This is a genomic window from Paenibacillus sp. M-152, from assembly GCF_003856555.1.
GTDB classification, from domain to species: Bacteria; Bacillota; Bacilli; order Paenibacillales; family Paenibacillaceae; genus Paenibacillus; species Paenibacillus polymyxa_C.
The window spans coordinates 1,231,053-1,256,107 of sequence record NZ_CP034141.1 but is presented as its reverse complement, the minus strand read 5'-3'; the positions used below and the strand labels follow the sequence as shown (position 1 = coordinate 1,256,107).

The window sequence follows — 25,055 nt, the reverse complement described above, 5'->3', positions numbered from 1 at the left end:
CTCCCTCGAAAAAAGAATTATTTACTTGCGTTTCTGTCATAGCCCGCCTGTTTGATTTGCAACCATTCCTGTAATCCCAGACTGTTCAGTTCCTGCAAATATTCCGGCCACTCCTCTTCGACCTTGCCATTCTGGTACCATTCCGTACGTTTGCGGAGAACGTAGGCGAATAGATCGGTTTCAATGGTCGATAAGCGGTCCAGCTCATCTATAGAGAAAAACACCTTAGGGTAATTATGATCTGCTTGCATATGGGGAACCATCACCTTTTTGAGCAAACCCAATCGCCATGTCGCATCTTCTGGCTGGGTTGTGTATTTTCCGTAGTATTCATCCAATACAGCTAACGGTCCGCCAATGTTCGTCTTTTGTCTGATTTCCACCGGAGCCGAGCCTTCCAGCGGCAGATGCTTCAACATTCCCTTTGCCTCATCATACTCAAAGATATTTTTCTGCTTCGTATCCCCATAAGTTCCCCAGTTGTTCTGTATGGACTGGATCGGATCATACAGCTGGTCAATCCACTTGGCGGTCGCTTCCAGCTTCTTATTGGCACTGGTGATCACCATGCGCCCGCGATCGAAGCCGATGCCATTCGTCCGTGTAACATTCACATGTCCATCCGGTCCAGCCAGCGGCGGCATGAGATCGTATTTTTTATTCGGGCCTGTAATATTAGCCTTATCCCATGTAAAGTACAGACCATAGCGGTGATCCTTCCCTTTGGCGAGATAAGTGTTCCAATCCTGCTGGGAAGACTCTATGTCCACCAGCCCTTCCTTGTATAAATCATGAATATATTTGATGGCTTCCTTATATCCGTCATCCGCTGCCGTAAAAACGACTTTCCCATCGTTCGTCACTACTGTATGATCCCAGTTCTCTCCAAGCCCAAACGCCCCGTATAAAAAGGCCAAATCCTCGCCGCCAGGCTTATCTATAAACGATAATGGAATCTCATCCGCCTGCCCGTTGCCGTTGGGGTCCTTTGTTTTAAAGGCAATTAGGACCTGCTTCAGCTCTTCGGTCGTTGTTGGCATGGACAAGCCCAGCTTGTTCAGCCACTCCACATTAATCCACGGCAAATCATCCACGGACTGGATCGCTTCTTTTCCTGTCCCCAATTCTTCAATCCACGGAAAGGAATAAATATGTCCATCCGGCGCAGTCAACATCGCTTTATATTCTGGGGATTGCTCCAATACCTTTTTAAAATTCGGCATATGCTGTTCAATCAAATCCTCCACCGGAATAATGACACCGTCTTTGGCTAGCTTGAGCAAGTCATAATCCGAGTAGCCCGCGTCGAACACTGCATCCGGCAAATCGCCGCTGGCAATGGCCAGATTCCTTTTTTCTACAAACTGGTCACTGGTAAAGTTCTTCCAACGAATATGAATGCCCGTTTTTTCTTCCAGCCGTTTGTTAATCAGCTTGTCGTTCGGATCTGCCGGAGCAAGTGGTGAGCTTTGAGTTATAAAGTTGAGTGTCACTTTTCCATTCACATCTGTTGCATCGCTTTCATTAGAGGAATTGCTGCTACCGCAGCCGGAAAGAACTAAGATCGCCGCCAGTGCGGCAAATGAGGCAGTTTTGACTATTTTCATCTGGATGACCTCCATCGGATAAAGGTAAAATGCACGTGTAGCAAATGAAGTTCCCGGCATCTTTTATTTTAAGGAGCCGACCATAACGCCCTTTTCAAAATACTTTTGGAAAAAGGGATACATCACAAGTAGCGGAAGACTGGAGATGACAATTGATGAATATTTGATCATTTCCGAAAGACGTTTCAGTTCTGCCATTGCCAATTGATCACTAATCATGCCAGGCATCGTCTGATTTTGGATCAGGATCGATCTCAGCACCAATTGAAGTGGATGCAGCTGTGCATTATCCAGATAAATCATGGCATCAAAATAAGAATTCCACTGACCGACAAAGGCATATAGCGCAATGACAAAAATAATGGGTTTGGACAGCGGGAGCACGATTCTGAAAAATATGGTCCAGTCCGAGGCTCCGTCCACGTTGGCAGCTTCTTTTAATTCATTGGGTACACCTTTAAAGAACGTTCGGGCCAAAATCAGATCCCACACATTGATTGCACCGGGAAGAAGAATGGCCCATACGGTATCCAGCATCCCTAAATTTTTGACCAGCAGGTAAGTTGGAATCAGCCCTCCACTGAAAAACATGGTGATGATAAACAATGTCATAAAGAAATTCCGCCCTACCAAGCTGTTCACCGATAAGGCATAGCCAGCACAAATCGAAACCGTCACAGAGATCAAGGCGAAGCATGAAGAATAGAACACCGAATTGGCAAATCCACGGAGCATCGCCGGGTTGGACAAAATTTTCCGATAACCCTCCACACTCCAATCCGAAATACGGAAGGATAGCCCTTTGCTTAACAAAACGGTCGGGTCCATAAACGATGCTATGACGATATAACCTAAGGGAACTACGATAATCAATACAGCTAGAGTGAGCACAATATAATTCACACCTAGGATGAAGCGGTCCAGATTAGAATGTTTGACATGCATAAAGAGGCTCCTTTCCTAATAAAGCCCTTCTCCCTCATTGAGCTTCTTGACGATAAAGTTAACAGTCAGCAGCAAAACCACATTAATCACCGAATTGAACAGCCCGACCGCTGCAGAATAGGCGTAATTGCCGGATTGCAAGCCGACTTTATACACATAGGTAGGAATGATTTCAGAAGTAGGCAAGTTCATGGATGTCTGCATGAGATACGCCTTCTCAAACCCGATCGACATGATTCCTCCTGCTGCCAAGATAAAAACAATCGCCATAATGGGTTTAATCGTCGGCAAATCAATATGCCATATGCGCTGAAGCAGGTTGGCTCCGTCCAGACTTGCTGCATTATGTAGCTCGGGATCAACATTAGCTAGCGCAGCTACATAAATGATTGAAGACCACCCCGCCCCCTGCCAAATTCCAGACAGGATATAAATCCAGCGAAAATATTCAGGCTCTGTCATAAAGATCACAGGATTGCCGGTCACCGACGCAATGATTTGATTCAGGGGCCCTGTCGGAGACAAGAAAATAAACAGCATACCCACAATGACAACGACCGAAATAAAATTAGGAGCGTACAAAACAAGCTGGATATTCTTTTTCAATCCCGCCTTGCGGATTTGATTCAGCATGACCGCCAACAGGATCGGTACAGGAAATCCGAGTACAAGTCCATAGAAGCTCAGTTTCAGCGTATTAAAGAAAATATCTGTAAAATTAGGCGAGTCTAAAAATTTAGTGAAGTATTTCAGTCCAACCCAGTCACTTCCCCAAATCCCCTTGAGCGGGCTAAAATCCTTGAAAGCAATAATCGCCCCGTACATCGGAACATACTTGAAAAGAATCGTAAGAATCAGCGCAGGCGCCAGCAGTACGTAAAGAAAATAGTTCTTGCGAATATAGTCTAATTTACTGCGAATGGTCCTTTGCTCCCCCAGTGCGACATTTCTCTGAGCTGCCTTAGCCAAGTTGGCCATTTGCCTTCCCCCCATCTGTAATAGCCGTCTGTATAACACATTTGAAAAGGCTTACAATTTTCATCTTCAATTTACCAAATCGAATTATCATTCGTCAACAACTTTTGTAAAATAATTTATTTACATTTGACCAAAATAATATTGTCAATTTGAACCTTTGTAACAAAAAAACAAAATAATCACACCCTATAATCCAAATATGAAATTTCCCCATTCACAATGACCGCTTCACTTATATGGCACTAATCTCCCCTCTCTGTTTCAATGAGCATTTTTTTATCCAGCTTATATAAATTTGAATTTCAGTTCATTTGTTGATCCGGTGAAGATAAATATAGGCTATTAAGCAAACTTCACAAATGTAAAAATAATTTATTCATTTGCAATGTTAACATTGCTATTTTATGCGAACTATTATACATTTAGGATACATTTTAGGTCTGAACGGAGAGCTGGCAGAGGCAACTGTACCTCTCAGGCAATCCATTTATTAAGTGAAGGTGGAACCAGTCTATGAAGAAAGAAAAAGTCACCATTCAAGACATTGCTGATGCTTTGGGAATCTCCCGAAACACCGCATCCAAAGCGATTAACGGTAGTGACAGCATCCCGGTTGATACTCGGAACAAGGTCATAAAAAAAGCGATCGAGCTCAAATATAAGCAATTTGCCTATGTGGAAACAGACAGCATCATCCCTAAGAACCAAGGTAACATTGCCCTGTTTACATGCAATCTGCCGAACAGCTCGCATTTTGGCTCCTTTCTGATCAGTGGGCTGGAAAAAAGAATAAGTGCAGAAGGGTATAATTTGTCGATTCATATTGTGCGGGAAAACGAAATCCAAGCGGGAACACTTCCTAATAATTTTGAAGCCTCCAAGGTTGACGGAATCATTTGCATTGAAATGTTCGATCCACAGTATAGTGAGCTCGTTACGAGTTTGGGACTGCCCACAATCTTCATTGATTGCTCGGTGGACATTTTTTGTCCTGATTTGAAAGCGGATTTATTGTTGATGGAAAATGAACATAGCGTTTATTCTGTTACCAAAAGCCTGATTGATCGTGGATTTGCGCGGATCGGTTTTGCTGGGGATTATAAACATTGCAAAAGCTTCAACGAGCGGTGGGTTGGATATAACCGTGCTTTAATCGAAGCAGGCCTAAGTGTGGATTTATCTTGCTGCATCGTTGATCAGGACCGAAATTTTTTCTCCGAATCGGATTGGATGGATAAACAATTGGAAGGTATGAGCGCGCTTCCGTCCGCGTTCGTATGCGCCAATGATTTTATCGCCGTCAGTGTCATGAAAGCGCTCAAAAATAAAAACTTGAAAATTCCTGAAGATATTGCTGTGTTTGGGTTTGATAACGCTCCTGAATCCCGGATTGTGGAGCCTCATTTATCCACTGTGCATATCTACAACAACGAAATGGGGATTACGGCGGCTGAGATGCTATTGGCACGGGTCAAAGATCCTTCCAGACCTTATCAGATTACGCATATCAGAACAAAGCCGATATTTAGAGAATCGACTCCGACATTGCAGTAGATGGTGAGTGTAAAAGAGGTACTCTTGCGGGGCTCCGCGAACGGAACGTTGCTCCAATCGCTGTTGTATCTGGATTTTATTGAATAGCTTAGTGGTAAAAATCTGGATACAAAGGCGACCCTGACGCTTTTTCGCAATCGTTCCGTCCTCTCCGCTGCTTTCAGCAGATTGCTATTTTAAAGATGTTCTAAAAACCATCCATGCAGACCTTAGATAAACCGTCTATACTCTTCAACTTTAATAATACAAAATGGCAAGCCTCTAAATCATCAGAGACTTGCCATTTTTCTAAGTCTATTAAACTGATGGATGCGGAGATAGAGTCTTAGTCTTCAGCTAGTCGTTTATAGACCCTCTGCTGGAACTACAGGAACTACTGGAGTTGCTGACTCTCCCTCTATTTTCTTCTCTCCTATTTCCGTTTCATCAACTTTCGTTTCATCGATGCTCGTTTCTTCAACTTTCATTTCATCGACTTCTTTTTCATCTACCTCCGTTGCCTCTACCTCATCCGCTTCGTCACTGCTCTCTTCATTCATCAAGGCTCTTGGTGTGTAGAGCTTGGGAATGGGCACGTTCGCCCAATCCATATCGGATGCAAAGTAAAAGCTTGTGTAGGACGGCTGGTTATAGCCGGTATTTTGACGCGCCACATCCGCACGATACTGCGGGTCATGCATCAACATGTACAATTTATGCGTTGTGGGCTCGGTACTCAAATAGATACGAATCGCTGAGCTATCCGCTGTACGGACAAGCATTTCCTCGCGCCAATCTCCGAAAATGTCAGCGACCAACGATGGCGTTCCTTTGGTATAATTGTTCGTTTTGGTGCCTGATGCGGTTAGTAATGTGCCTCGTTTCCAATCTTCAATGGTTGGGGTTACGTCGATCGCCCCGTTCACGATTTGTGTGGTCATATCAGCCGCCCATTTGATACTCATATTGGTACCCGGCATCTTCGTATCCAATTGTTTGCCCGCAGCGGTCCACAAGCCTATGGCCCAAGTCTCCAGTCCTCGCTGTTCAGGGTCTACGTCACCGACCATCCCCCGGCCTGTATCCTTCCCGGAATATCCACCGTAGATGACTTCACCCGTTTTGGCATCCCGCAGCGAATAACCATAAGGGGCATAGGTGCCGCCTTCATGCACCATAAAGATTTCTTTTCCTGGCCGATCAGGGTCAATATCGGTCACATGCAGCGCGTCGCCGTGTCCCAATCTGGCGGTTTGGCCCGGAATTGCGCTTTCAGGAGGCATAACATCAAATGAGCTGTACAGTAGGCTACCATCATGGTCAATCGTGGCGGAGCCATATACAATTTCGTCTTTGCCATCTCCATCCACGTCTGCCGCACTCAGCGAATGTGCTCCTTGTGTAGTCAAAGTGCCGAATTTCGGGTCCGTTCCATCCCGTCCGTGTGGGCTATCATTAAACGGATTGGTCATTGGCGCCCAACCACTGTCCACCATCCAATGTTTTTGGAGATGACGACCATCCCACGTGTAAGTGACCAAGGTGGAACGCGTATAATAGCCACGTGCAAATACGGCATATGGTTTACGTCCGTCCAGATATGCTACCCCTGCCAGAAAACGATCCACGCGGTTAGCAGGTTCAATCCGGGCCATAGCATAGTCTCCCCACATAAGACCGTCGTCATGGCGCTCTGGCTCATAGCGAATCGTCTCCAGCTCAGTCCCCGTTTTTCCTTTGAAAATGGTCAAATACTCCGGCCCATCCACAATGAAGCCTTCAAATTCTCTCAGCTTGTTTTTGTCGCTCCGCGCAGGAGCATACACATCCATAAAGTAATCCGTCAGGCTTTCCGCATCCTTTCGGGATAACGGGTAGCTGTATTTTGGAGCAATACCAAAACACTCCTCCAGCGTAGCAGGCCACTGCCCCTTGACCACTTCTTCATGCTTCGTCCAGTTCATAAACATGTTCACCACATGCTCATAATAATCCGTGCGGCTCAAACGATAATCATCCTTATGTGTAATTCCAGCTTTGCGATCCTCACGGGGCAGGGTAATATATTTTTCTTTCTTGGGTTTGCCCTTTTTATCAAAAGTAATCGTTTTGGTCCCTGGAGCCGTCTTGAACATCAGCTCGGCTTTGCCATCGCCGTCAAAATCATACACCATCATCTGTGTATAGTGCGCACCTGAGCGAATATTCACACCGAGGTCAATTCGATACAGTAGCTTGCCCTCGAACGTATACGCATCGACATACGTATTTCCGGTATACCCCTTCTGAGATACATCTTTGGAGTTAGATGGGTCCCATTTTACAAAAAATTCATATTGGCCGTCTCCGTCTACATCCCCCACACTCATATCGTTGGCCGAATACGTATAGGACTCACCTGCGGGTGTTACGCCATCAGCAGGCTTTTGCAGAGGAAGCTCATAATAACCTTGCTGCCATGGCTTCACTTTGGCACTGCGATCCTTCTCTTTCCCTTTAACGACTGAAGCGACCCTGTACACCGCATTTCCGGTTCCTTCCTTATCCAGATAATTGGTGCTGTCCGTCACCGTTGCGATTTTCTTGCCATCACGGTATACGTTAAAGTCCGCTCCTGTCAGCCCTGTTGAACTGTAGCCGTTCACTTCTTGGGCCAATAACCGCCAGCTTAAAAATATACCCTCTTGCGTCGCCGCAGCCACCAGTCCGCGATCTAGCTTTTCCAACTGAATGCTGCCGCTACGATTCTGTTCTACTGCGATTGATGATTCTGCCTGCAGCGTGGGTTCGGACAAGTCTTCCGCAGCCACTCCCCCAGTCGTACCCGTCATCGCCAGCATTGCTGCCAACGCGGCGGTCAAGGTTCCCTTTCGCCATGCGCCTTTCCTTTGAGCCATCCAATTCGTCCTCCTCAATTGTATTGTGATGACAAGCAAACACCCAAAATGATTGCGCTTACATAATTTAAATTCCTTATTATTATAGTTTTGCCGTTCCTCCAAACGCGTTTAAATATCCGTGCATTTCTCTACACAAATCCGTGTTGTTGTTCGTTTCAATTAAAATGTCCCCATTAACCACTACTAACAGTCCATTTCGTGAAACAACCATGTTAGTTGAAGTGGGCATATCCGAATATCATAAGATGATAAAATGGACGAGCTGTGATCAAAACATACATACCTATCAAGGTTTCACAAAAATGATGTCACAAAACGCCCCGTTGCGATTGTTATATAGACATAAATACAAGGAGGTGAGCTCTTGCAGGCAACCATCCCCGGGGATCAACAGGATAAACACAGCCAGATTGAGCTGGCCGTAGAGCGCGTCAAGGCTGGTGAACAGCAGGCTTACGAAATCATTATTCGACAATTCGAGCGGCAGATGTACACCTACTGCTTCTATATTTTGAAGAATCATGAAGCCACAGAGGACGCTGTTCAGGACATTTTCATCAGAGCCTATGAGAATCTTCATCAATACAGCAGACAAACCAGCTTCTCGGCATGGCTATACAAAATGGCCTACCATCACTTAATGAACATCAAAAAGAAGCACAGCCGCTGGCTCAGACTGGTTCAACAAGTCAAGGAACAAGATCCAATCGTCCAAGTATCACCTTATAAAAGCGTAATTGAAGAACTCCTGACTTATCTTACACCGGAAGAGCGTCATATTCTGCTACTGAAGGCTGTTGAGCAATACAGCTTTGAGGAGATTAGCAACATCATGGGTTTGAAGTCGGCAACCATCCGCAAAAAATATGAGCGGCTTCGGCGCAAGCTGCTGGACCACAGAAGCAAAGGAGGACTTGTTAATGGACAAACGCCCAACACCACCTTATGAACGCGAAATGGACCAGTTGGAGGATTGGATCAATGAATCAGTCATGCCCAGAGGCAGTATGAGTGATCAAATTATGAAGCAGATTGAAACAAGAGCTATGCAAAGAAAGACGACGAAATCGAAATTTGCAAAACGGGCTGTTCTGGCGGCATCCGTAGTTGGCATATTAGGGGCAGGAGTGGTAGGCGCCGGGTTTGTATCACCCACAATGGCGGCCACACTCAAGCAAATTCCCGGAATCGGCGGTATTTTTTATGGTTTGAGTGCAGATGAAATTCAGACTGCTGTAGATAAGGGCATTCTCAGTCATCCTAATGAAACTGTAACTCATGACGGGATTACACTGACCTTGAGTGATGTGCTGTACGACGGTACACGCCTGTCCTTCTCTATTGAACGTCAAGGCGAGAATATGCCGGAAGGCTCTGTGAGTCCCTATCTGCCTACAGATGTCAAAACTGAAAGTAGCGATAAGGAATGGTTAAAGAAGCATAAAGTGCCTGAGAAGGATCAGCTTAAGGGATACTTTAAATACTTCCCCGAAGTCTTGATTAATGGAAAAAATATAGACTCTCACCTAAAATTGTATGGTGATGATCCGAAAAAAATGAATTCAGTCATAGGGGAGTTCACGAAGTTGGACTCCCTGCCGGACGAGTTTGAGTTGACAATCAGAACTTCGATGACGGGTGTTGATGAACCCTATGAATTCAAGGTTCCGGTGAAAATAGACAACACCATGATTACTGTCAAGCCGAATGAAACAAAAAACAGCGGCAGCTTCAGCTATACCGTGAAGGAGCTGAAATCCACCTCAGCAACGACTCGTCTGGTGTTGGACAGTAAAGGTGAAGTACCTGCTTCTCTGGAGCAAACGGGAGAGTATGCGCCAACAATGATGTATTACGACATTGTAGATGATCAGGGTGACATTCTTGAGCAGCGCCAATTCGGTTATTTTAACAGCAAGCCTAAGACAGAATACCATGTGGATGAGCTGTATGATGCTCTTAAGCCGAATACGAAATACGTAACGATTAAGCCCTTCACCTTGACCGTCAAGCCGACTGATTGGAGTATTGTCGGTGAAGGCATGGGATCTGACGGCAAGCATAAAAGAGGAGATAAAACGTACATCAAGGAACTCGAAATGAAGATTCCCCTGAATAACTAATCACCAATTTTTCAATACATGAATTTCATTTCATGAGAGGAGCACATATCTAATGAAACAAACAAACTTAAAATTAACATTCCTAAAAAGGGTATTACTTACAACTTCGGCTTTCGCGATAATAGGAACAGGAGCAGCCATACCAAAAAACATATCCCCCATTGCAGCAGCCACTAGTGACGCGAAATCCGTGCAAGCCGCTTCTACTAATCTCAGCCTGACGCAGGACGGGATCACACTGAAGCTTGGCGATGTGTTCTACGATGGCACGCGGCTGTCCTTTTCGATCGAACGGGAAGGCAAAAATTTGCCTGAGCAAGTCATCAGCCCGTATATGCCAATAAACCCCAAAGAAACCAATGAAAAATTCAAAAAACGCATGGTTCCTGAGAAAGATCAGAAGAAGGGATATCTCAAGACCCCCGAGGTTCTGGTAGACGGGAACAAACTGAAAAGCAGCCATTCCATGTTCGGAGACAAAGTATCTCAAAAGAACGCCGTAGAAGCTGAATACAATCAGTTGGATGCACTTCCAGACGAGTTTGAAATGACTATCCAGGTAGGGGTTACCAGAATTAGCAAGCCTTTTGAGTTTAAAGTCCCTGTTAAAAAGGACGGTAATATGGTGAGTATCAAGCCGAATAAAACCCAAAAGAGTGGGAAATTCAGTTATACAGTCAAACAACTCGATCTTACCTCCCGTACAACCCGGCTGGTGCTGGATAGCGAAGGTCAAGTCCCTGCATCTTCCAAGCAGACAGGAAAATACACTCCATCCATGATGTATTATGACATCGTAGATGATCAGGGGAAAATGCTTCAGCAACGGAAAGTCGGCTTTTCAAACAGCAAGCCTAGAACGAAGTACCATATTGATGAACTATACAATGCTATAGGCAGCAGACCCCAATATGTGACGATCAAGCCATATACATTTACAGTCAATCCCACTAATTGGAGTATTATAGGTCAAGGTAAAGGAGCGGACGGCAAATTTAAAAACGGAGATAAAACATACATCAAAGAACTCGAAATGACCATTCCCGTACCAGCTCAATAACATCCCTACAAAACGAGCAAGCCTGAATGTGAATGAAGGCTTGCTCGTCTTGTTTACTTTACGTTAAGCCATTCCTTCCCCTGCTTACTTTACTGGAGTCTACGATTTATAGAAGCACAGAGCGGCCTCAATCACTCGCTCCCACTGACCTACACCAGTAAGGAAGAATCGGTAGAAAAGCTGGAAACCGACCAAACGCTCTGACAGGGGCTTGCAAGCTTGTTCATTCATCGTCAAGGATAGGTTTAGTTTATCCTTAATTGGTATATCTCCTAGTTAGTGGGGGACAAAGGAATTAAAGTCGTCCCGACTAGACTGGTCTGCATGATAAAATACGACATCCCCATCCTGTAGATGAAAGGTGTGTCCGTATGGGTCCTTTATCTCTCTGCGATATCCTTCCAGTTGCCATTGGTTCAAAAGCGGGCCATTGATATATTGCAAATGTGGATGCTCGGTGTCCCCCTGACGGAGCGATTCCAAATTAAAACGAACCACTATAAAGCCTGTCTTCTTGAATAGATCTGTATGTTCGTTTAGCTCCCTTTCTCGGCTTACATTACGTAAATCCGTCCCTTTGGTGACCGCGTACACATCGGCAGGCAGACTATACTCGCCATACCAGCGCTGAATCGCCGCATTCGCACGATCGGCATCAACCCCCTCCGGCAGGTCTGTCTTTGGACCGATCAAGGTACGTACAGCCGCAGGCAGCACCAGCCAGTCGTAGCGCCCAATCCATGTCTTGCTGCGTGCAATGCGCTGGGCATACAGCGCCACATAACGTTCCAGCGTTAACTGACTCCGCTCTGCTTCACTCAGTCCATGTTGATATTGGTAGGCTGCTGTATCCTGCATTTCCTCCATAGGGACATTGCGTAGCCGTTCGTTCAAAATAACATATCGCTTCTCCCGGTCCTCCGCCGATCCTACACGGATAAACTTTCGGCTGCCTGCATGTGTATACAGATCTACCTCTTCTCGCTGTCGCCCATCTTTGCTCACCCAATAAAATGAAGGGGTAATACGGATCCCATCCTGGGCGCTGAACATATTGCCTTTGGTTTTGAGGTCAAACTTGAAATGATAGCCTGTCTTGACCGCCACATTTGCGTACCCTTCAAATGGATGACTGCCGGGACGAACAGGCAATGTGAAGGGCTCCGGGTTCCCTCTAGGCAACCCGTCAATATTGCCAAGTCCTGTCCAATAGGACAGGCCACTATGCAGTGGGCTTCCTTTTTGCAGTCGAAATACACGCTCCCAATGGTAATCTGCAATATCCGTGATATGAAAATCATACATCCGTCCGATGACCTCAATATTCACCACATCATTGGCAACATGATGGGCGAGATCCGTGTTGGCATGGCGCTGCTCGGTGAATCCATCCGGTGCATTTTCGGCAATGGTGCGGAACTCGACTGTATAATTGCCTTCATCGACCCATACGGGCAAATAAAAGTCTGTGTCCAGCTGTAGTACCGGAATCTCAATCCAGGTACCTCGCGGATAAAAATGCGTCTTTCCTTTGTCGTACACATCGAATGGAAAGCGCACCTGCTTGGTTCGTACATATTTGGCATACTCCCGATCACCATAGCCGGGAATATTCAAATGCGGACCTGCTGTCGAAATCGTCACCCGGAAAGGACGCTCCAATATAAGTGCGGATCGTCCCTTCGTAGGTTGGGTTTTCTGATTATGAGCAGCATCATCCGACACTGTAGACAGATTCACTACGGGAGTGTGGACAGTCACTGTATTGATCCCCTGTATCGGCAACGTTTTATCCGCACCTCCATTGATATTTCCTTTAAGAATAGCGTAAGTGATGTCACCACTGCTGGGCGTGTTGGGCTTATTCATCTTATGCTTATCAATCATATGATTCGGACTGTACAGCACATCGGCCCCAATCGCTCCAGAAGAGGGAATCACACCTGGTTTAGGGCCATTTACCTTGACGCGCTCTGGATTCATAATGATCTTGTTTTCAAAGGTCAAAGTATCGTTCTCCACTTCAATTTCCTTAACTGCCTCCTCTGCCTTAGATTTTAGTACACTGCGATCATCAGGCACACTGGGCTTGCTGCTACCGCCGTTTTTGCTACGACTACCTCCATCCACTGTGCCTGGTGCAGGGGGCGGATAAAAGTTGCCCTGGGTCGCCGCAATATAAGAAGGGGGAGTATAGGATTGCGGACGCAGGGTGATTGCTTCATTGGGTAACGCATAGTTTCGGAGTGAAGCCTCTTTAATGCCATATACCTCCAAATTGTCTATCTTCCAATAGGAGTACGGACGGACGATTTGGTAAGTATAAGTTCGCTTCACCGTCTCATTCCGCCGAGATTTTTTCTTAGGCCGCCAGGTCAACCGATATTCCCGTTTTACGTTCACCGTATACGTACACTGACCCGTCATGTTCACAAACTTATGTTGAAAAAGATATCTCTTGGCTTGCACATGACCGTACAGGCTTTCAGAGGTAGGAATACCTTTGGATACGTCAAATCGTTCCCGACCACGCTGGTCCGCTTTGATCACGGCAGATACTACTGGGTCCAGTTCGGCAGTTTCCAAGCGCAGACCTGGAACGGGACGGGAGCAGACAACACCTTTCGTTGGCTGTTCATTATCTTGGCAATTTGAGGGCGCTCCCTCTTGGCTTTCTCCAGGCTTCGGACAGCCCTGAGCTTCTTTGTAATACAAATAAGCGGTAAACTGCTCAAAAGAACCGTCATAGGTAAACCCGGGTACAATCCCAGGCAAAATATCTCCGCTTGGCGGTTTACCTGTCGTGCTCTTCTTGTAGCCCACATACTCATATTTCGGGTTGGTTGGCGGGATGAAATCATATGGTTGATTAGGTTTTAGCTCATCTTCTATTGGTGTAAATACGTTGTTAAGTGATTTTCCATCAGTTGTAAAATGCTTGACGATGAGTGCGCTCTCTAGTTCGATCTTGAACAGGATCGGTTGGTAGATGCGGTATGCTTCAACTTCTTTGGCACAATTCGCACAACTATCCAGCTTTATATCTCTAGGATTATAAGCATTTAGCCGTATATTTACTGAAATTGGGATAACAGCAGTATCAGTTCCCAACCCCTTGTATTGAGGAGGCTGAATATCTGACTCCTTAGTCCCCCCTTTAGGCCCACCACTAATTGAATCCTGGTAGTCCTCATATTTATCTGACCGGGAATTTTCGAAATATTCAACGTTGTCAGTTTGTGTGTACAGTCTAGCCTCAACTTTTTTGATTTTTCGACCGGGAAACCTAAATTTATAAGTGAATTTTGCCATACCCTGCATGTTCTTATTGGGTTCTTTGCCGCCATCAGTAACCCAAGTCCCCCCGGTGTTCTTCCACATGTCGAAGTACATCATCCCGACAAAGTAGCGATCATTCTTGTCTGCATAGTAAGACAGCGGTGTGATTTCTGTATCGGCTGCCACCGCCGCCTTTTCGGTGGAAAAAGAAAAAGGTGGGAGCTGCAACAAGAGCATTGCCCCCACCAGCAATACGGTCAGAATACATTTCGTATTCTTCATATCGTTAATTTTCCTTCCACGGATTAATCATTAACGGTATGTAATCCATGGATCCGCCATAGAACCCAATGTATTGAACGTCTTGAAGTTTGAATGATTTATAGTCCTTAATTCCATAGTATATTTCGTCAGCCGAAGAATAAATTTTATAGAAAATCATCTTCGTTCCATCCCCGTTATCTTGGGTTAGTTGGTCCATAGGATAACGATATCTTGTATCATTGTTCTTAGTAATATAGAACAATGGACTTGCTGTAGATGCAGTTTTAATTCTGATTTTCAAATATGGTACCCCTTGTAAGGATGAAGGCTCAACTGAATAAACATTACGCAGTAATTTAATGGGAAGATCAGTATACTTAAAAATCATAGCTTTGGTGTATTCCTGACCTTTTCGATTTTTAAGCAAGTTTTGGTCTTTAGCAAATAATTTCTTATACGGCTCAATACTCACCGCCTGATGCCCTGTATCCTCCAATGCGGCGATTTCCTTCTTCCCAATCCAGACCCAGCGGCTGACCTTATCCCACTCTACCGTCTGTCCCAAACCCTCACTCACTAACCGCAGCGGCACAAAAGTACGGTTTTGCTTCAAAATAATCTTCGTTTCATACGTTTTGGTCAGTCCATCCACGGTAGCAGTGTTTTGCCCCACTGTCATATTAACGGCATGTGCATCATTTTTTATCGACACGGCTAATTGGCCGCCAGTTTTCTCCCAGCCCACCTTAGCACCCAATGCCTCGGATACAAATCGGATTGGAACCATTACATAATCGTTCCCATCCTGAAAAGGTTTGGCATCCGGGAACTGTATTTTTTTCGCATTTAATAAGACTTCAATTGGTTTGGTGCTACTTGCCGCCTCCGTCGTTGGAATCGTACTTGTCCCGCCCCATAGCAACGCGACTGCGGTCAAACTCAACACCCATTTTTTCATACTCATCTCTCGATCCCCTTTGTCTGCTTAAACTTTCAAACTATGTATATCATCTCTAATCTCATAAACTTATCGCATCCCCACTTTCGGAAAATACTGGATACAACTTATATATTATAGGGTTTCCCAATTACAAAATCTATAAGAAAAATAACTAATATAACTACTCTAAAAATCATTTCCTATGAGAAACCTCTCCCTCTAAATCATAGAAATTCCTCCTTATTTAACTTATATTTTCCGCAAAATCTCAACAAAAAAGGGCTGCCTCTCCCCTATGAAGGAAGAAACAGCCCGTGTGCTTCACGCGCAAAAACTATGAAAATATCAGTTCATATCCTATGGATTGTTCTAGCATCATCCAATATTTCTTACATCATAAATCATTACTGGTTAAAAATCAAACGTTAATTTTCTCACGAAACAGCTCAAAAAATCATTCATGTATACCTGGACTCCCAGCTTGATATAGCTGCTCATACACGTCCTTGTTGACCATCCTCAGCCCAAACAATCTGCGGATACGCTGTCCCGGCTTGGCTTTGAAGGTCACTGTGGCTATATCCCTACCCTCCAGATATGCAGCCGGAATAGCGGCATTCACGTTGTAAAACTTATCAGCCTCATCAAAACCTTCACTAAAATGCTCAAGCAGATGACCATTAATCAAAATGTCAAAATCACAGTTTGGCATTTCCAGCGTAGCCGTGTAGGTGATAACCAGCAGCAGCGGAGCAACCGGATTTGTCTTCAAATCGAAAGAGAACCAGCCGTCAATTCCCGCATTCCGGTAAGGTCGGTTATTCACATATCCGGTGCGAGTCGAAGCATCTCCTTGAAAGTTATGATCCCGCTCCGGCTGCATTTCACCGGGTTGGGCAAAGTCAATCGTGCACTGCTCTAGAATCGCCAGCTTTTCGCGTGCTGCTGTGTATTCCTTTTCCGCCTCCTGCCACGCTTCTTTCGTAAAAATGTCCCAATAGACAGAATACGTACGGTCATGCATTTTATACAGCGGAGACAGTTCCACATCTCGGGGATGCCCTGTATTCCAGGTACGGAATGTATTCGTTTTGCCCTCCATAGGCTGTATCCAATGATCCAGTTCTTCTGTTGGAGGAATGAATACCGGGGTGTACAGGAACTCTTTGGCTTTAGGATCTTCTAAGGGGCCTAGATCGCCTGCCAGCACCAGCGGTCCATACATGACAGCCGACCGATCCGGGTTATCCGGCATCTGCTCCAGTCTGAGCGACATCGGAATTGTCACCTCTACAACATCCCCATCAAGCCAGGTTCTAGCGATTGAGACAAAACTGCCCGGTTCCGATGCAACCGACTGTTCCTTGCCGTTTACACAGATAGTGATCCCTTTTTCGGCCCAATAAGGATAGCGGATGAGCAGCATAAATGATGCAGGTTGATCGCATTGAATTTTCAGCGTAGTATGATCCGTGTCTGGATAGGACGTAGTTTGTTTTAGAGTGACACCTGTATCCTTCCATGCCAGCGTGGAAGCAATGAACTGATTGACATACAGCTTATCGTGATCGTGAAAATATATGCCACTGCCGTAGCTCGCATGGTTTTCCATTCCTGTGCCGACACAGCACGTAAAATCATCGAATTTACTTTCAAAATGCTTGTGTCCGCCCATAGCGAGCGACAGAAAATAAGTAACGCCCCCGTGGACCGGGTCCTGCGAGGCTAAAATATGATTGAATAGACCCCGCTCATAAAAGTCCGCTTCCTTGGCGGAAACATTCCACTGGAACAGATGATTAGTCAGCTTTAGCATGTTATAGGTGTTACACGTCTCCGTTGTATGCGGTCCGATGCGATCATTCAAGCCATCTGGCGCGCCAAAATATTCTCCAAAGCTATTGCCCCCAATGACATACGAATGATGATCCACCACCCGCTCCCAAAAAAACTCCACTGTCTTCCGGCGCTTCGTGTCATTCGTGAGCTCATATTCCTTGGCAAGTCCGATTAGCTTCGGAATCTGTGTATTGGCGTGAATGCCCTGTAAACAATCCTCCTGTGAGCTAAGCGGGTCCAGCACCAGCTTGTGCCAGAAGCACTCAGCCAACTGCAAGTAGCGCCCTTCCCCGGTATCCGCATACAAATCCGCCAATACCTCATTCATGCCTCCATATTCGCAAAACATCATCTGCTGCAGCTGCTCATCGTTCATCGGCTTCAAAATTTCTTCGAGCCAGTCCGCCAATTTGCACTCTACATCTAATGCCTTGTCACAGCCTGTCAAATGATATGCGTCACGCAGACCAGCGAATAACTTGTGTAATGTATACAAAGGAGCCCAGGCACCGTTCAGGTCAAATCCCTTCGAACGAATATTTCCGGCAGACACCTCTTCAAAAAGTTCCTTTCCCCCGGGAATACCGGATACATATCCGTCACCATGCGCCGCCTGGCAAACATCCAGTTCATCCGTAATGTAATGTGCGATCTCCTTAAAACGCTCATCGCCCGTTGAAGCAAACATCATAGAGCAAGCGGACAAATAATGTCCCAGCGTATGCCCAGAAATAGTCATCGCTTCCCAGCCTTCATATTGAGGCGCTTTGGGCGCAAGCCCGGCATATTCCCGAAACCGCGCCAGCAGACGATCAGGCTGAAGCTCCAACAGATAAGATCGGTTGAGCTCCATCGCCTGTTTGAATGGACCTTCAGCCAATACCACCTCGTTCAATGCGAACGGCCTCGCTTTCATATGGGCCTTTGCTTTAAGAGTCATCTTCCGTTCCTCCCTTTAAGGCAAATTTGGGATAAAAAACGTATATCCAACCTCACGAGCCGTTACGCACCGCTGCCAGAAGAGAAGTGCTCCCACTGCTGGTACAGCTGTGTTCTCGCTTCTGTTATGCCGGGATGAAACTGAATCAGCGCATGTTTCCGTGCAAAATGAACCCCACGGATCGCTTCCTGTACCCGTTGTTCCCCGCCTGCTCCGCCAAGTCCAGCAGCATGGATCATAGAAGCGGCTGCTAATCGCCCTTGAGCCATGGCGACCAGTCCGCTTTCAATGCCGGTAACATTGCCGGCAACGTACAGCCCTTTGAGCGAGGTTTCCATTCGCTCACCATGTAGTGGAACATGCCCGCCCAGTTCAGGGCTGTATACGAATTTGCATCCGGCTACCGCCGCCAGCTCGGCGAGCGGATACAAACCGCCGCTCAGCGCCACAAAGTCGGCGGGTTCGACGCGCTCGCTGCCGGCAATCGGCGAGCCGTCTGGTTTAACGTGGACCAGGGTCACGGATTCGACCCGGTCTTGCCCGTTGACGGACTTCACTGCTGTCCGCAAACGGATCGGGATATCCCACAGACGGAAGCCTCTGTGGGGATAGCAGCGCGCGATGAGCTTCTCCATCCGCATCGTCGCTGCCAGCTTGCCGCCGGCGCGCATCCAGGCGGCCGGGGCCAGCCCCGACAGCTGAAGCAGCAGCTTTACGGAGGCTGTCGGATCTGCCGCTGCACCAGCCAGCGGACCCGCGCACGGCAGTGTAATCGCCGCCACCTTCACCCCGGCGACGGACAGCTCGCGGGCAATCGCCATAGACAATACGTTCATGCCTACGATGATGCCGCGCTCTCCCGGTTTGACGTAATGAACGTTAGTCAGCACCTGCGCAGCCCCGATGGACATTACACCCGGCAACGTCCAGCCATCCAGCGGAACAGGAATCTCAGCAGCTCCGGTCGCCAGCAATACGTACTCAGCAGTGAACAATCCATAGGAAGTGGATATTTCCCACGTAGTCGTATATTCCATACCATGTACGGACACGCCACAGCGAATGTCCACCCCAAGCTCCTCGCAACGGGTAATCAGCTCATCTGAAACATGCTTTCCGATCCACCAGCCTTGACTGCCTTCCTCATGATATTGCCCGGGCATACGTCCACCCGGCTCAGTAAACTCATCCAATACCGTGACGGGCAATCCTTGTTCAGCAGCCGATGCCGCTGCGGATAGTCCTGCCGGACCTGCGCCAATGACGATGAGATGTGCCATTTTATTCATGTCACAATTCTCCCTGTGATTTCATTCGAAAGCTGCCGTCCGGTTTCCACCACCATACCTTCTTCCAACTTGGTCAGGCAGGAACGAACCGTACCGAACGGATGAACCGTCAGACGGCATTCGTTACAATGCCCAATGGCGCAGTATACGCCCCTGGCTGTACCGGATTCCTCATGCCTTCTCAGCAAACGGACACCGCTGGCGAGCAGCGCTGCTGCCAATGGCTCTCCAGCCAATCCCTGCATGGGACGACCGTCAAACATGAAAGATACCTGCCTCCGCTCTGGCTTGGGTCCCAAAATCGGATGATTTACGATACGTGCACGGCTCATGGGGAACCTCCTTCTGCCAGCTGACCGAACGTTACGGGACGCACCGGAGGCCTTTGTGATAACAGCTCTGCCTCCCGGCGGGCGGCAGGAACCTGATTGTAAAACCATGACTCCACCAATTGTCGGCATACCCTGCCCTGGCATGCCCCCATGGTCACCCGTGTAGCCATTTTAAGCTGACGCACGGTGTCCACGCCCATGCGGCAGGCCTGCTCCATCTGTGCAATACTCACTTCTTCACATCGACACATAAGCACATGACCTGACGCGCCAAACGTTTTTGATTGCACATCCGGAGATTCAGCATACTGATTTTCTGCGTATTGATTTTCTGCATACTGGGTCTCTTCCCCCTGCACTTCCGTCCCAACCGTTTCACTTTGTCCCGTCGTGCGTTTACGCATAGCTGATAGCACAGGTTTTAATCGCTGAATAAAAATCCAGCGCCGCCTGACCCTGTTCCCGGGCATGTGAGCTTGACTGCTTCAGACCACCAAACGGAGCCTGATATTCAACACCTGCCGTCTCCTGATTGACTCGTACCATTCCCGCATCCGCTTCATCCAAAAATCGATGAGCAAGCCGTAAATCGCGGGTGAACAGGGAAGCGCTTAACCCGTAAATAGAATCATTGCACAGCCGAATCGCATCCTCGAAGTCGTCCGCCTGCATGACACTGGTGACTGGGCCAAAAACCTCCTCTTGAATCAAAGGGTGGGACGAATCTAGTCCAGTCGTCAACAATGGACGCACATAATAACCGTTATCTGTCCCGGTGGCGGCTCCACCTTCCGCTAAAATAACAGCTTCTCGGCGGGCCAGCGATACATAGGACATGACCTTCTCGTACTGACTCTTCGATCCCACAGGTCCAAGATAAGCACCGGGGTCGAGCGCTGGGGCGACCTGGATTTTTTCTACCGCTTGACATAACGCTTCCGTGAACGTCTCATAGACAGACCGTTCTACAATCACCCGGCTGGTGGCTGTGCATTTTTGCCCAGCTGATCGAAAGGCACCGCTGACAATCATCGCCACCGCCTGCGACACATCTGCGTCCTTCAGCACCACAGCGGCATTTTTACCGCCCATCTCGGTCTGGTATTTAATATTCCGACGTGCGCACCGTTCGGCAATGCCCAAACCTGTAGCGGTAGAACCCGTGAAGCTGACCGCCTCCAGCGCTGGATGCTCCAGCAAGGCATCGCCTATACGGTTCCCCTGCCCAATGGCGAGATTCAATACGCCAGGCGGAAGCTGCACCGCCTCGAATAGCTCAGCAATCCGTACTGCGGTTAATGAAGCATGTTCAGCTGGCTTCCAAATGACCGTATTGCCGCACAAGAGTGCAGGGGCCATTTTCCACAGCGGAATCGCTACCGGGAAATTCCACGGCGTTATGACAGCCGTTACGCCCAGCGGAATGCGCTTTGTGTATTGGAGCACTCCCGACTCATTCGAAGGAATAACTGTACCGATGGAACGTACACCCTCTGCCGCATAGTATCGGAGCAGGTGGACACCTCGCATCACCTCTCCGCGCATCTCGGTAATTGGCTTGCCCATTTCCCGGCTGGCCAGCTCAGCCAGTTCAGGTACGGCTGTCTCCAGTAATCCGGCTGCTTTGAACAAATAAGCTCCCCGTGCTGCCGGACTTAATGCTGCCCATCCTGCTTGCGCCAGTCGTGCCGCTTCCCCGGCCTGTGTAATATCGTCCTTACCGGAAAAGTGGACAACTCCCACCTCTTCCTTTAAAGCCGAAGGATTACGAACCACCATTGCGTCGCCGGAAGGACTTAGCCACTCACCGCCAATCCAATTTCGGCTCTCCATCGTCTTCACCCCCATTCAAGATGAAACCCCGCTCGGACGGACCGTCACCTCAAAAGCCTCGCGAATACGGTCATAATCCGCCTGTGGCAACGCAAGTCTGGGTGGACGTGTCGGGCCGACCGGAAATCCAGCCAGCTCCATCATATATTTGATGGACTGCACCAATTGCGGACTGGCATCATAGTGGAACAGCGGCAATAGCCTGCGGTACAACGCGGACGCTTCCGCCACATTTCCCGCCTGCGCAAGCCGGAACAGCTCTACTCCTTCTTTCGGTAACGCATTAGGTACCCCCGAAATCCAGCCTGTCGCGCCGAACAATGCTCCCTCCATCGCCAGATTATCTACTCCGACCATGACCTCCAGCTCTGTCTGGTCCAAAATAGCGTGAATACGCCGTACATCACCGGAAAATTCCTTGACTGCTACGATATTTTCAATTCGCGACAAGTCTGCAAGAATATCTGGAGTCAAGTCAACCTTGTAATCATGGGGGTTGTTATACGCAATGATCGGCAACCCCACCTTCGACAATGCTTCATAATGAGCCGTTACCTCATGGGGCAGTGGATTGTAATTAATGGGCGGCAGCGCCATGACACCCGCTGCTCCGGCATCCTTGGCATGCTGTACCCAATGCACCGCCTGTTTAGTGGATGGAGCAGCCGAGCCGACTACAACAGGAACACGTCCCGCCGCAGCGTCAATGACCGTATGCACCACCTGCGACCGTTCCTCTGGCGATAAAGCAGCATACTCTCCCAGCGAGCCTGTAGGTACCAGGCCGCTAATGCCGCTTGCAATCAGATAATCGCACAGCTCGGTCAGACGCTTGTAGTCGACCTCCAGCTCTGCCGTGAACGGTGTAACCAAGGCCACATACACACCTTCAAAACGTGCCATATGCTCACCTACCCTTTCCCATTTTTATTTTCTTATTTAATTGCAAAATGCTCATATCAGCAAAAATCCTTCTCTCAGCGGGTCCTCAGGGTCCAGCACAAATTGATGATGTCCCGTCACCCATGCCGAACCTGTAATTTGCGGAATCACTGCCGGGTAAGGACCTACCTGCGTCTCGCCCATAATTTCAGCCCGAAACATGGAGCCTGTGATGCTTTCATGCACAAACACCTCATGCAAGCCTAGCTTTCCCTTGGCATGCAGCACCGCTACCTTGGCCGAGGTTCCTGTACCACAAGGAGAGCGGTCGATACCCCCTGGCGGAATGACGACAACATTGCGACAATCAGCCTGCGAGGCGACGGGTTCCCCGTAAAATTCAATATGTGTCAATCCTTGAATAACCGGATTTTCAGGATGTACTGCCTCAACAACTGCATTCACTGCCTCCCGAATCTGTACCGCTGTTCGTACAATTTTTGCTCCATTGCTCTGATTCAGTACAAGACCGATAGAAGCCGCCTCTATAATGCCGTAAAAGTTGCCTCCATAGGCAATATCAAGGGTAACTCGACCGATGCCCTCTACCTGAACCTTCACCTCACGGCGGTACACAAAGGAAGGGATGTTTGTGAACGTTACTTGTCTCACCTTACCCCCATCTACATCCAGCCGTGCTTGAACCGGGCCTGCCGGAGTGTCCAGCAATATAGATTTTTTATCCGCAGCAATTAGTCCGCCTTCCACTAGTGCCGTGCATACGCCAATCGTATCGTGACCACACATTGGCAAATAGCCGCCTGTTTCTATAAAGACCACACCAATATCTGCATCTGGATGACAAGGTTCTGTTAAAATGCAGCCTGACATCACCTCATGACCACGCGGCTCGAACATCAGCAGACGGCGAAAATCATCATGATGCGTTGCCATATAAGTCATCTTTTCCAGCATCGTATGACCTACCAGTTTAGGCGCACCGTGGATGACTGTCCGCGTCGGATTGCCTCCCGTATGAGTATCAATCGTAGTAATTCTGCCCGCTACGCTCATCCTGTTACCTCCCCATGAACCTCGTGGCTGGTAAAAGCCTCTCCAAATCGGTCATAACGCAGCGGCTCTACCGGAATACAAGTGGGTTCGCCGCGTACCATCTCGGTCGCCAGCTTCCCCGTAACCGCCGCAAGACTAATACCATCTCCTTCATGGCCTGAAGCGATGAATAGCCCCGGCACTTCATCCACTGCGGATACGATGGGCAAATGATCAGGGGTCCATGGACGCAAACCGGTATACGCCCTCATCAGCGGTACATTGGCCAAAGCAGGAAAAAAGCGAATGGCTCTGCGAGCGATTAAGCGAATCACCTGTTGATCGACACCTGTATCCATACCGACAAACTGACGGCTGCTGCCAATCAGAACGTTCTGTGATGCGGTGGGCTCGAATACCAGCGCTACACCGTATTTTTCATAAACCTCATCTACACTCCGCTGACCTCCGAACTTGCTCATCAGATAACCGAACTCCATCATCTTGCGGTTTCCGATTGAAGGCATTCGGGCAGACACCAGTATATGTCCTTTGCGCGGTATAATCGGAAGGTCTAAACCTAGCGAATGACCGATGCTGCGTGTCCATACACCTGCGGCCAACACTACTGCATCAGCATGGATTACACCATTTGGCGTCTCCACTCCGCAGGCGTTCCCCCTTTCGTCCTTGAGAACCGACCGTATCGGCATGCGCGGTAATAATCTGGCTCCCCTCCGACGCGCGGCCCTGGCCAGTGCATACGTCATCTGCACCGGATTCACGGTAGAATCTGTCGCACACTCCAGCCCACCCGGTAAATCTTTGGCCAAATGCGGCCATTCCTCTCGCAAATCCTGCTGATCCAGCATGCGAAACGGAAGCCCTTCCTGCTGCTGGCGGGTGACCCATTGCTCTGCGGCCTGCATCTCCTGGTCATTTTCACAGACCAGAATACTTCCAGGCGCACGATACTCGAATTCATCTTCCAGTTCCATAGCCAACTCTGCCACCAGCTTCTGCGATAGCAGTGACATCCGACTGTCAAACCCAGGCTCTTTGTCGATTGCCAGTATATTTCCGTCACAACGGGAAGAAGTGCCTCCAGCAATTTCCCCTCGTTCAGCCAGCACGACTTTCATACCAGATTTAGCCGCATAATAAGCGATGGCTGTACCGATGATTCCGCCGCCTACAATGACCAGATCCGCCGCATCGTGTTTCATTCGTTTCCCCTCCCTTCAACCATTTCAATCAG

At 47.9% G+C, this 25,055-nt stretch carries 18 protein-coding genes; 4 read left to right on the top strand and 14 right to left on the bottom strand.

The features are described from left to right. Positions 1-17: 17 nt before the first annotated feature. The 3 genes from EGM68_RS05550 to EGM68_RS05540 form a co-directional block, all read right to left on the bottom strand. Positions 18-1,607 carry an ABC transporter substrate-binding protein gene (locus tag EGM68_RS05550; RefSeq protein WP_129548798.1) on the bottom strand — a complete coding sequence of 530 codons (1,590 nt, stop codon included), beginning with the start codon at positions 1,605-1,607 and terminating at the stop codon, positions 18-20. 63 nt (positions 1,608-1,670) lie between these two features. Continuing rightward, a complete protein-coding gene (locus EGM68_RS05545; protein WP_013369666.1) occupies positions 1,671-2,552 on the bottom strand; it encodes a carbohydrate ABC transporter permease in 882 nt (293 codons plus the stop codon). 15 nt (positions 2,553-2,567) lie between these two features. Then, positions 2,568-3,530, bottom strand: a complete 963-nt coding sequence (locus tag EGM68_RS05540) for an ABC transporter permease (protein WP_013369665.1) — start codon at positions 3,528-3,530, stop codon at positions 2,568-2,570. A gap of 513 nt (positions 3,531-4,043) precedes the next feature. Here EGM68_RS05540 and EGM68_RS05535 point away from each other — a divergent pair. Next, positions 4,044-5,084, top strand: coding sequence for a substrate-binding domain-containing protein (locus tag EGM68_RS05535; protein ID WP_129548797.1), 1,041 nt, complete (start codon positions 4,044-4,046; stop codon positions 5,082-5,084). Positions 5,085-5,428: 344 nt separating this feature from the next. On the opposite strand, the gene EGM68_RS05530 is transcribed toward EGM68_RS05535, so the two are convergent. Then, entirely contained in the window at positions 5,429-7,960 is a 2,532-nt protein-coding gene (locus EGM68_RS05530) for a rhamnogalacturonan lyase (RefSeq protein WP_129548796.1), read from the bottom strand. A 367-nt stretch (positions 7,961-8,327) separates the two neighbouring features. Here EGM68_RS05530 and EGM68_RS05525 point away from each other — a divergent pair, with 367 nt between their 5' ends. From EGM68_RS05525 to EGM68_RS05515, 3 genes are read left to right on the top strand one after another with little or no spacing between them, the layout of a single operon-like run. Further along, positions 8,328-8,912, top strand: a complete 585-nt coding sequence (locus EGM68_RS05525) for an RNA polymerase sigma factor (RefSeq protein WP_013369662.1) — start codon at positions 8,328-8,330, stop codon at positions 8,910-8,912. Next, positions 8,884-10,086, top strand: coding sequence for a DUF4179 domain-containing protein (locus tag EGM68_RS05520; protein WP_040102007.1), 1,203 nt, complete (start codon positions 8,884-8,886; stop codon positions 10,084-10,086). The genes EGM68_RS05525 and EGM68_RS05520 overlap by 29 nt, the downstream gene beginning before the upstream one ends. A 52-nt stretch (positions 10,087-10,138) precedes the next feature. Then, positions 10,139-11,146, top strand: coding sequence for a DUF5643 domain-containing protein (locus EGM68_RS05515; protein ID WP_040102008.1), 1,008 nt, complete (start codon positions 10,139-10,141; stop codon positions 11,144-11,146). A gap of 276 nt (positions 11,147-11,422) precedes the next feature. Here EGM68_RS05515 and EGM68_RS05510 read toward each other — a convergent pair whose 3' ends face one another. From EGM68_RS05510 to EGM68_RS05465, 10 genes are all read right to left on the bottom strand, one after another. Next, complete coding sequence (locus EGM68_RS05510; protein ID WP_129548795.1) at positions 11,423-14,707, bottom strand: DUF5704 domain-containing protein; 3,285 nt, start codon at positions 14,705-14,707, stop codon at positions 11,423-11,425. A gap of 4 nt (positions 14,708-14,711) precedes the next feature. Then, positions 14,712-15,653 (bottom strand): copper amine oxidase N-terminal domain-containing protein, encoded by a 942-nt coding sequence (locus tag EGM68_RS05505; RefSeq protein WP_129548794.1) that lies wholly within the window; start codon positions 15,651-15,653, stop codon positions 14,712-14,714. 430 nt (positions 15,654-16,083) lie between these two features. Beyond that, positions 16,084-18,408 (bottom strand): glycoside hydrolase family 127 protein, encoded by a 2,325-nt coding sequence (locus tag EGM68_RS05500; RefSeq protein ID WP_129548793.1) that lies wholly within the window; start codon positions 18,406-18,408, stop codon positions 16,084-16,086. Between the two features lie 62 nt (positions 18,409-18,470). Beyond that, positions 18,471-19,697, bottom strand: coding sequence for an NAD(P)/FAD-dependent oxidoreductase (locus EGM68_RS05495; RefSeq protein WP_129548792.1), 1,227 nt, complete (start codon positions 19,695-19,697; stop codon positions 18,471-18,473). Further along, on the bottom strand, positions 19,694-20,029 hold the full coding sequence (locus EGM68_RS05490) for a (2Fe-2S)-binding protein (RefSeq protein ID WP_017426336.1): 336 nt from the start codon (positions 20,027-20,029) through the stop codon (positions 19,694-19,696). Before EGM68_RS05490 ends, EGM68_RS05495 begins: the two co-directional genes overlap by 4 nt. Then, positions 20,026-20,433 (bottom strand): (2Fe-2S)-binding protein, encoded by a 408-nt coding sequence (locus tag EGM68_RS05485; protein WP_129548791.1) that lies wholly within the window; start codon positions 20,431-20,433, stop codon positions 20,026-20,028. The genes EGM68_RS05490 and EGM68_RS05485 overlap by 4 nt, the downstream gene beginning before the upstream one ends. Next, on the bottom strand, positions 20,426-21,862 hold the full coding sequence (locus EGM68_RS05480; protein ID WP_129548790.1) for an aldehyde dehydrogenase family protein: 1,437 nt from the start codon (positions 21,860-21,862) through the stop codon (positions 20,426-20,428). The genes EGM68_RS05485 and EGM68_RS05480 overlap by 8 nt, the downstream gene beginning before the upstream one ends. Before the next feature lie 15 nt (positions 21,863-21,877). Then, positions 21,878-22,765: a dihydrodipicolinate synthase family protein gene (locus tag EGM68_RS05475; RefSeq protein ID WP_129548789.1), complete on the bottom strand. Its 888-nt coding sequence runs from the start codon at positions 22,763-22,765 to the stop codon at positions 21,878-21,880. A 51-nt stretch (positions 22,766-22,816) separates the two neighbouring features. Then, entirely contained in the window at positions 22,817-23,818 is a 1,002-nt protein-coding gene (locus EGM68_RS05470) for a proline racemase family protein (RefSeq protein ID WP_129548788.1), read from the bottom strand. Beyond that, positions 23,815-25,023, bottom strand: a complete 1,209-nt coding sequence (locus EGM68_RS05465) for an NAD(P)/FAD-dependent oxidoreductase (protein WP_129548787.1) — start codon at positions 25,021-25,023, stop codon at positions 23,815-23,817. The genes EGM68_RS05470 and EGM68_RS05465 overlap by 4 nt, the downstream gene beginning before the upstream one ends. Positions 25,024-25,055 lie beyond the last annotated feature (32 nt).

Coding starts and splice junctions, on each gene's coding strand:
- EGM68_RS05550 (WP_129548798.1), bottom strand. CDS start 1,607: ATGAAAATAGTCAAAACTGCCTCATTTGCCGCACTGGCGGCGATCTTA.
- EGM68_RS05545 (WP_013369666.1), bottom strand. CDS start 2,552: ATGCATGTCAAACATTCTAATCTGGACCGCTTCATCCTAGGTGTGAAT.
- EGM68_RS05540 (WP_013369665.1), bottom strand. CDS start 3,530: ATGGCCAACTTGGCTAAGGCAGCTCAGAGAAATGTCGCACTGGGGGAG.
- EGM68_RS05535 (WP_129548797.1), top strand. CDS start 4,044: ATGAAGAAAGAAAAAGTCACCATTCAAGACATTGCTGATGCTTTGGGA.
- EGM68_RS05530 (WP_129548796.1), bottom strand. CDS start 7,960: ATGGCTCAAAGGAAAGGCGCATGGCGAAAGGGAACCTTGACCGCCGCG.
- EGM68_RS05520 (WP_040102007.1), top strand. CDS start 8,884: ATGGACAAACGCCCAACACCACCTTATGAACGCGAAATGGACCAGTTG.
- EGM68_RS05515 (WP_040102008.1), top strand. CDS start 10,139: ATGAAACAAACAAACTTAAAATTAACATTCCTAAAAAGGGTATTACTT.
- EGM68_RS05510 (WP_129548795.1), bottom strand. CDS start 14,707: ATGAAGAATACGAAATGTATTCTGACCGTATTGCTGGTGGGGGCAATG.
- EGM68_RS05505 (WP_129548794.1), bottom strand. CDS start 15,653: ATGAGTATGAAAAAATGGGTGTTGAGTTTGACCGCAGTCGCGTTGCTA.
- EGM68_RS05500 (WP_129548793.1), bottom strand. CDS start 18,408: ATGACTCTTAAAGCAAAGGCCCATATGAAAGCGAGGCCGTTCGCATTG.
- EGM68_RS05495 (WP_129548792.1), bottom strand. CDS start 19,697: ATGAATAAAATGGCACATCTCATCGTCATTGGCGCAGGTCCGGCAGGA.
- EGM68_RS05490 (WP_017426336.1), bottom strand. CDS start 20,029: ATGAGCCGTGCACGTATCGTAAATCATCCGATTTTGGGACCCAAGCCA.
- EGM68_RS05485 (WP_129548791.1), bottom strand. CDS start 20,433: ATGCGTAAACGCACGACGGGACAAAGTGAAACGGTTGGGACGGAAGTG.
- EGM68_RS05480 (WP_129548790.1), bottom strand. CDS start 21,862: ATGGAGAGCCGAAATTGGATTGGCGGTGAGTGGCTAAGTCCTTCCGGC.
- EGM68_RS05475 (WP_129548789.1), bottom strand. CDS start 22,765: ATGGCACGTTTTGAAGGTGTGTATGTGGCCTTGGTTACACCGTTCACG.
- EGM68_RS05470 (WP_129548788.1), bottom strand. CDS start 23,818: ATGAGCGTAGCGGGCAGAATTACTACGATTGATACTCATACGGGAGGC.
- EGM68_RS05465 (WP_129548787.1), bottom strand. CDS start 25,023: ATGAAACACGATGCGGCGGATCTGGTCATTGTAGGCGGCGGAATCATC.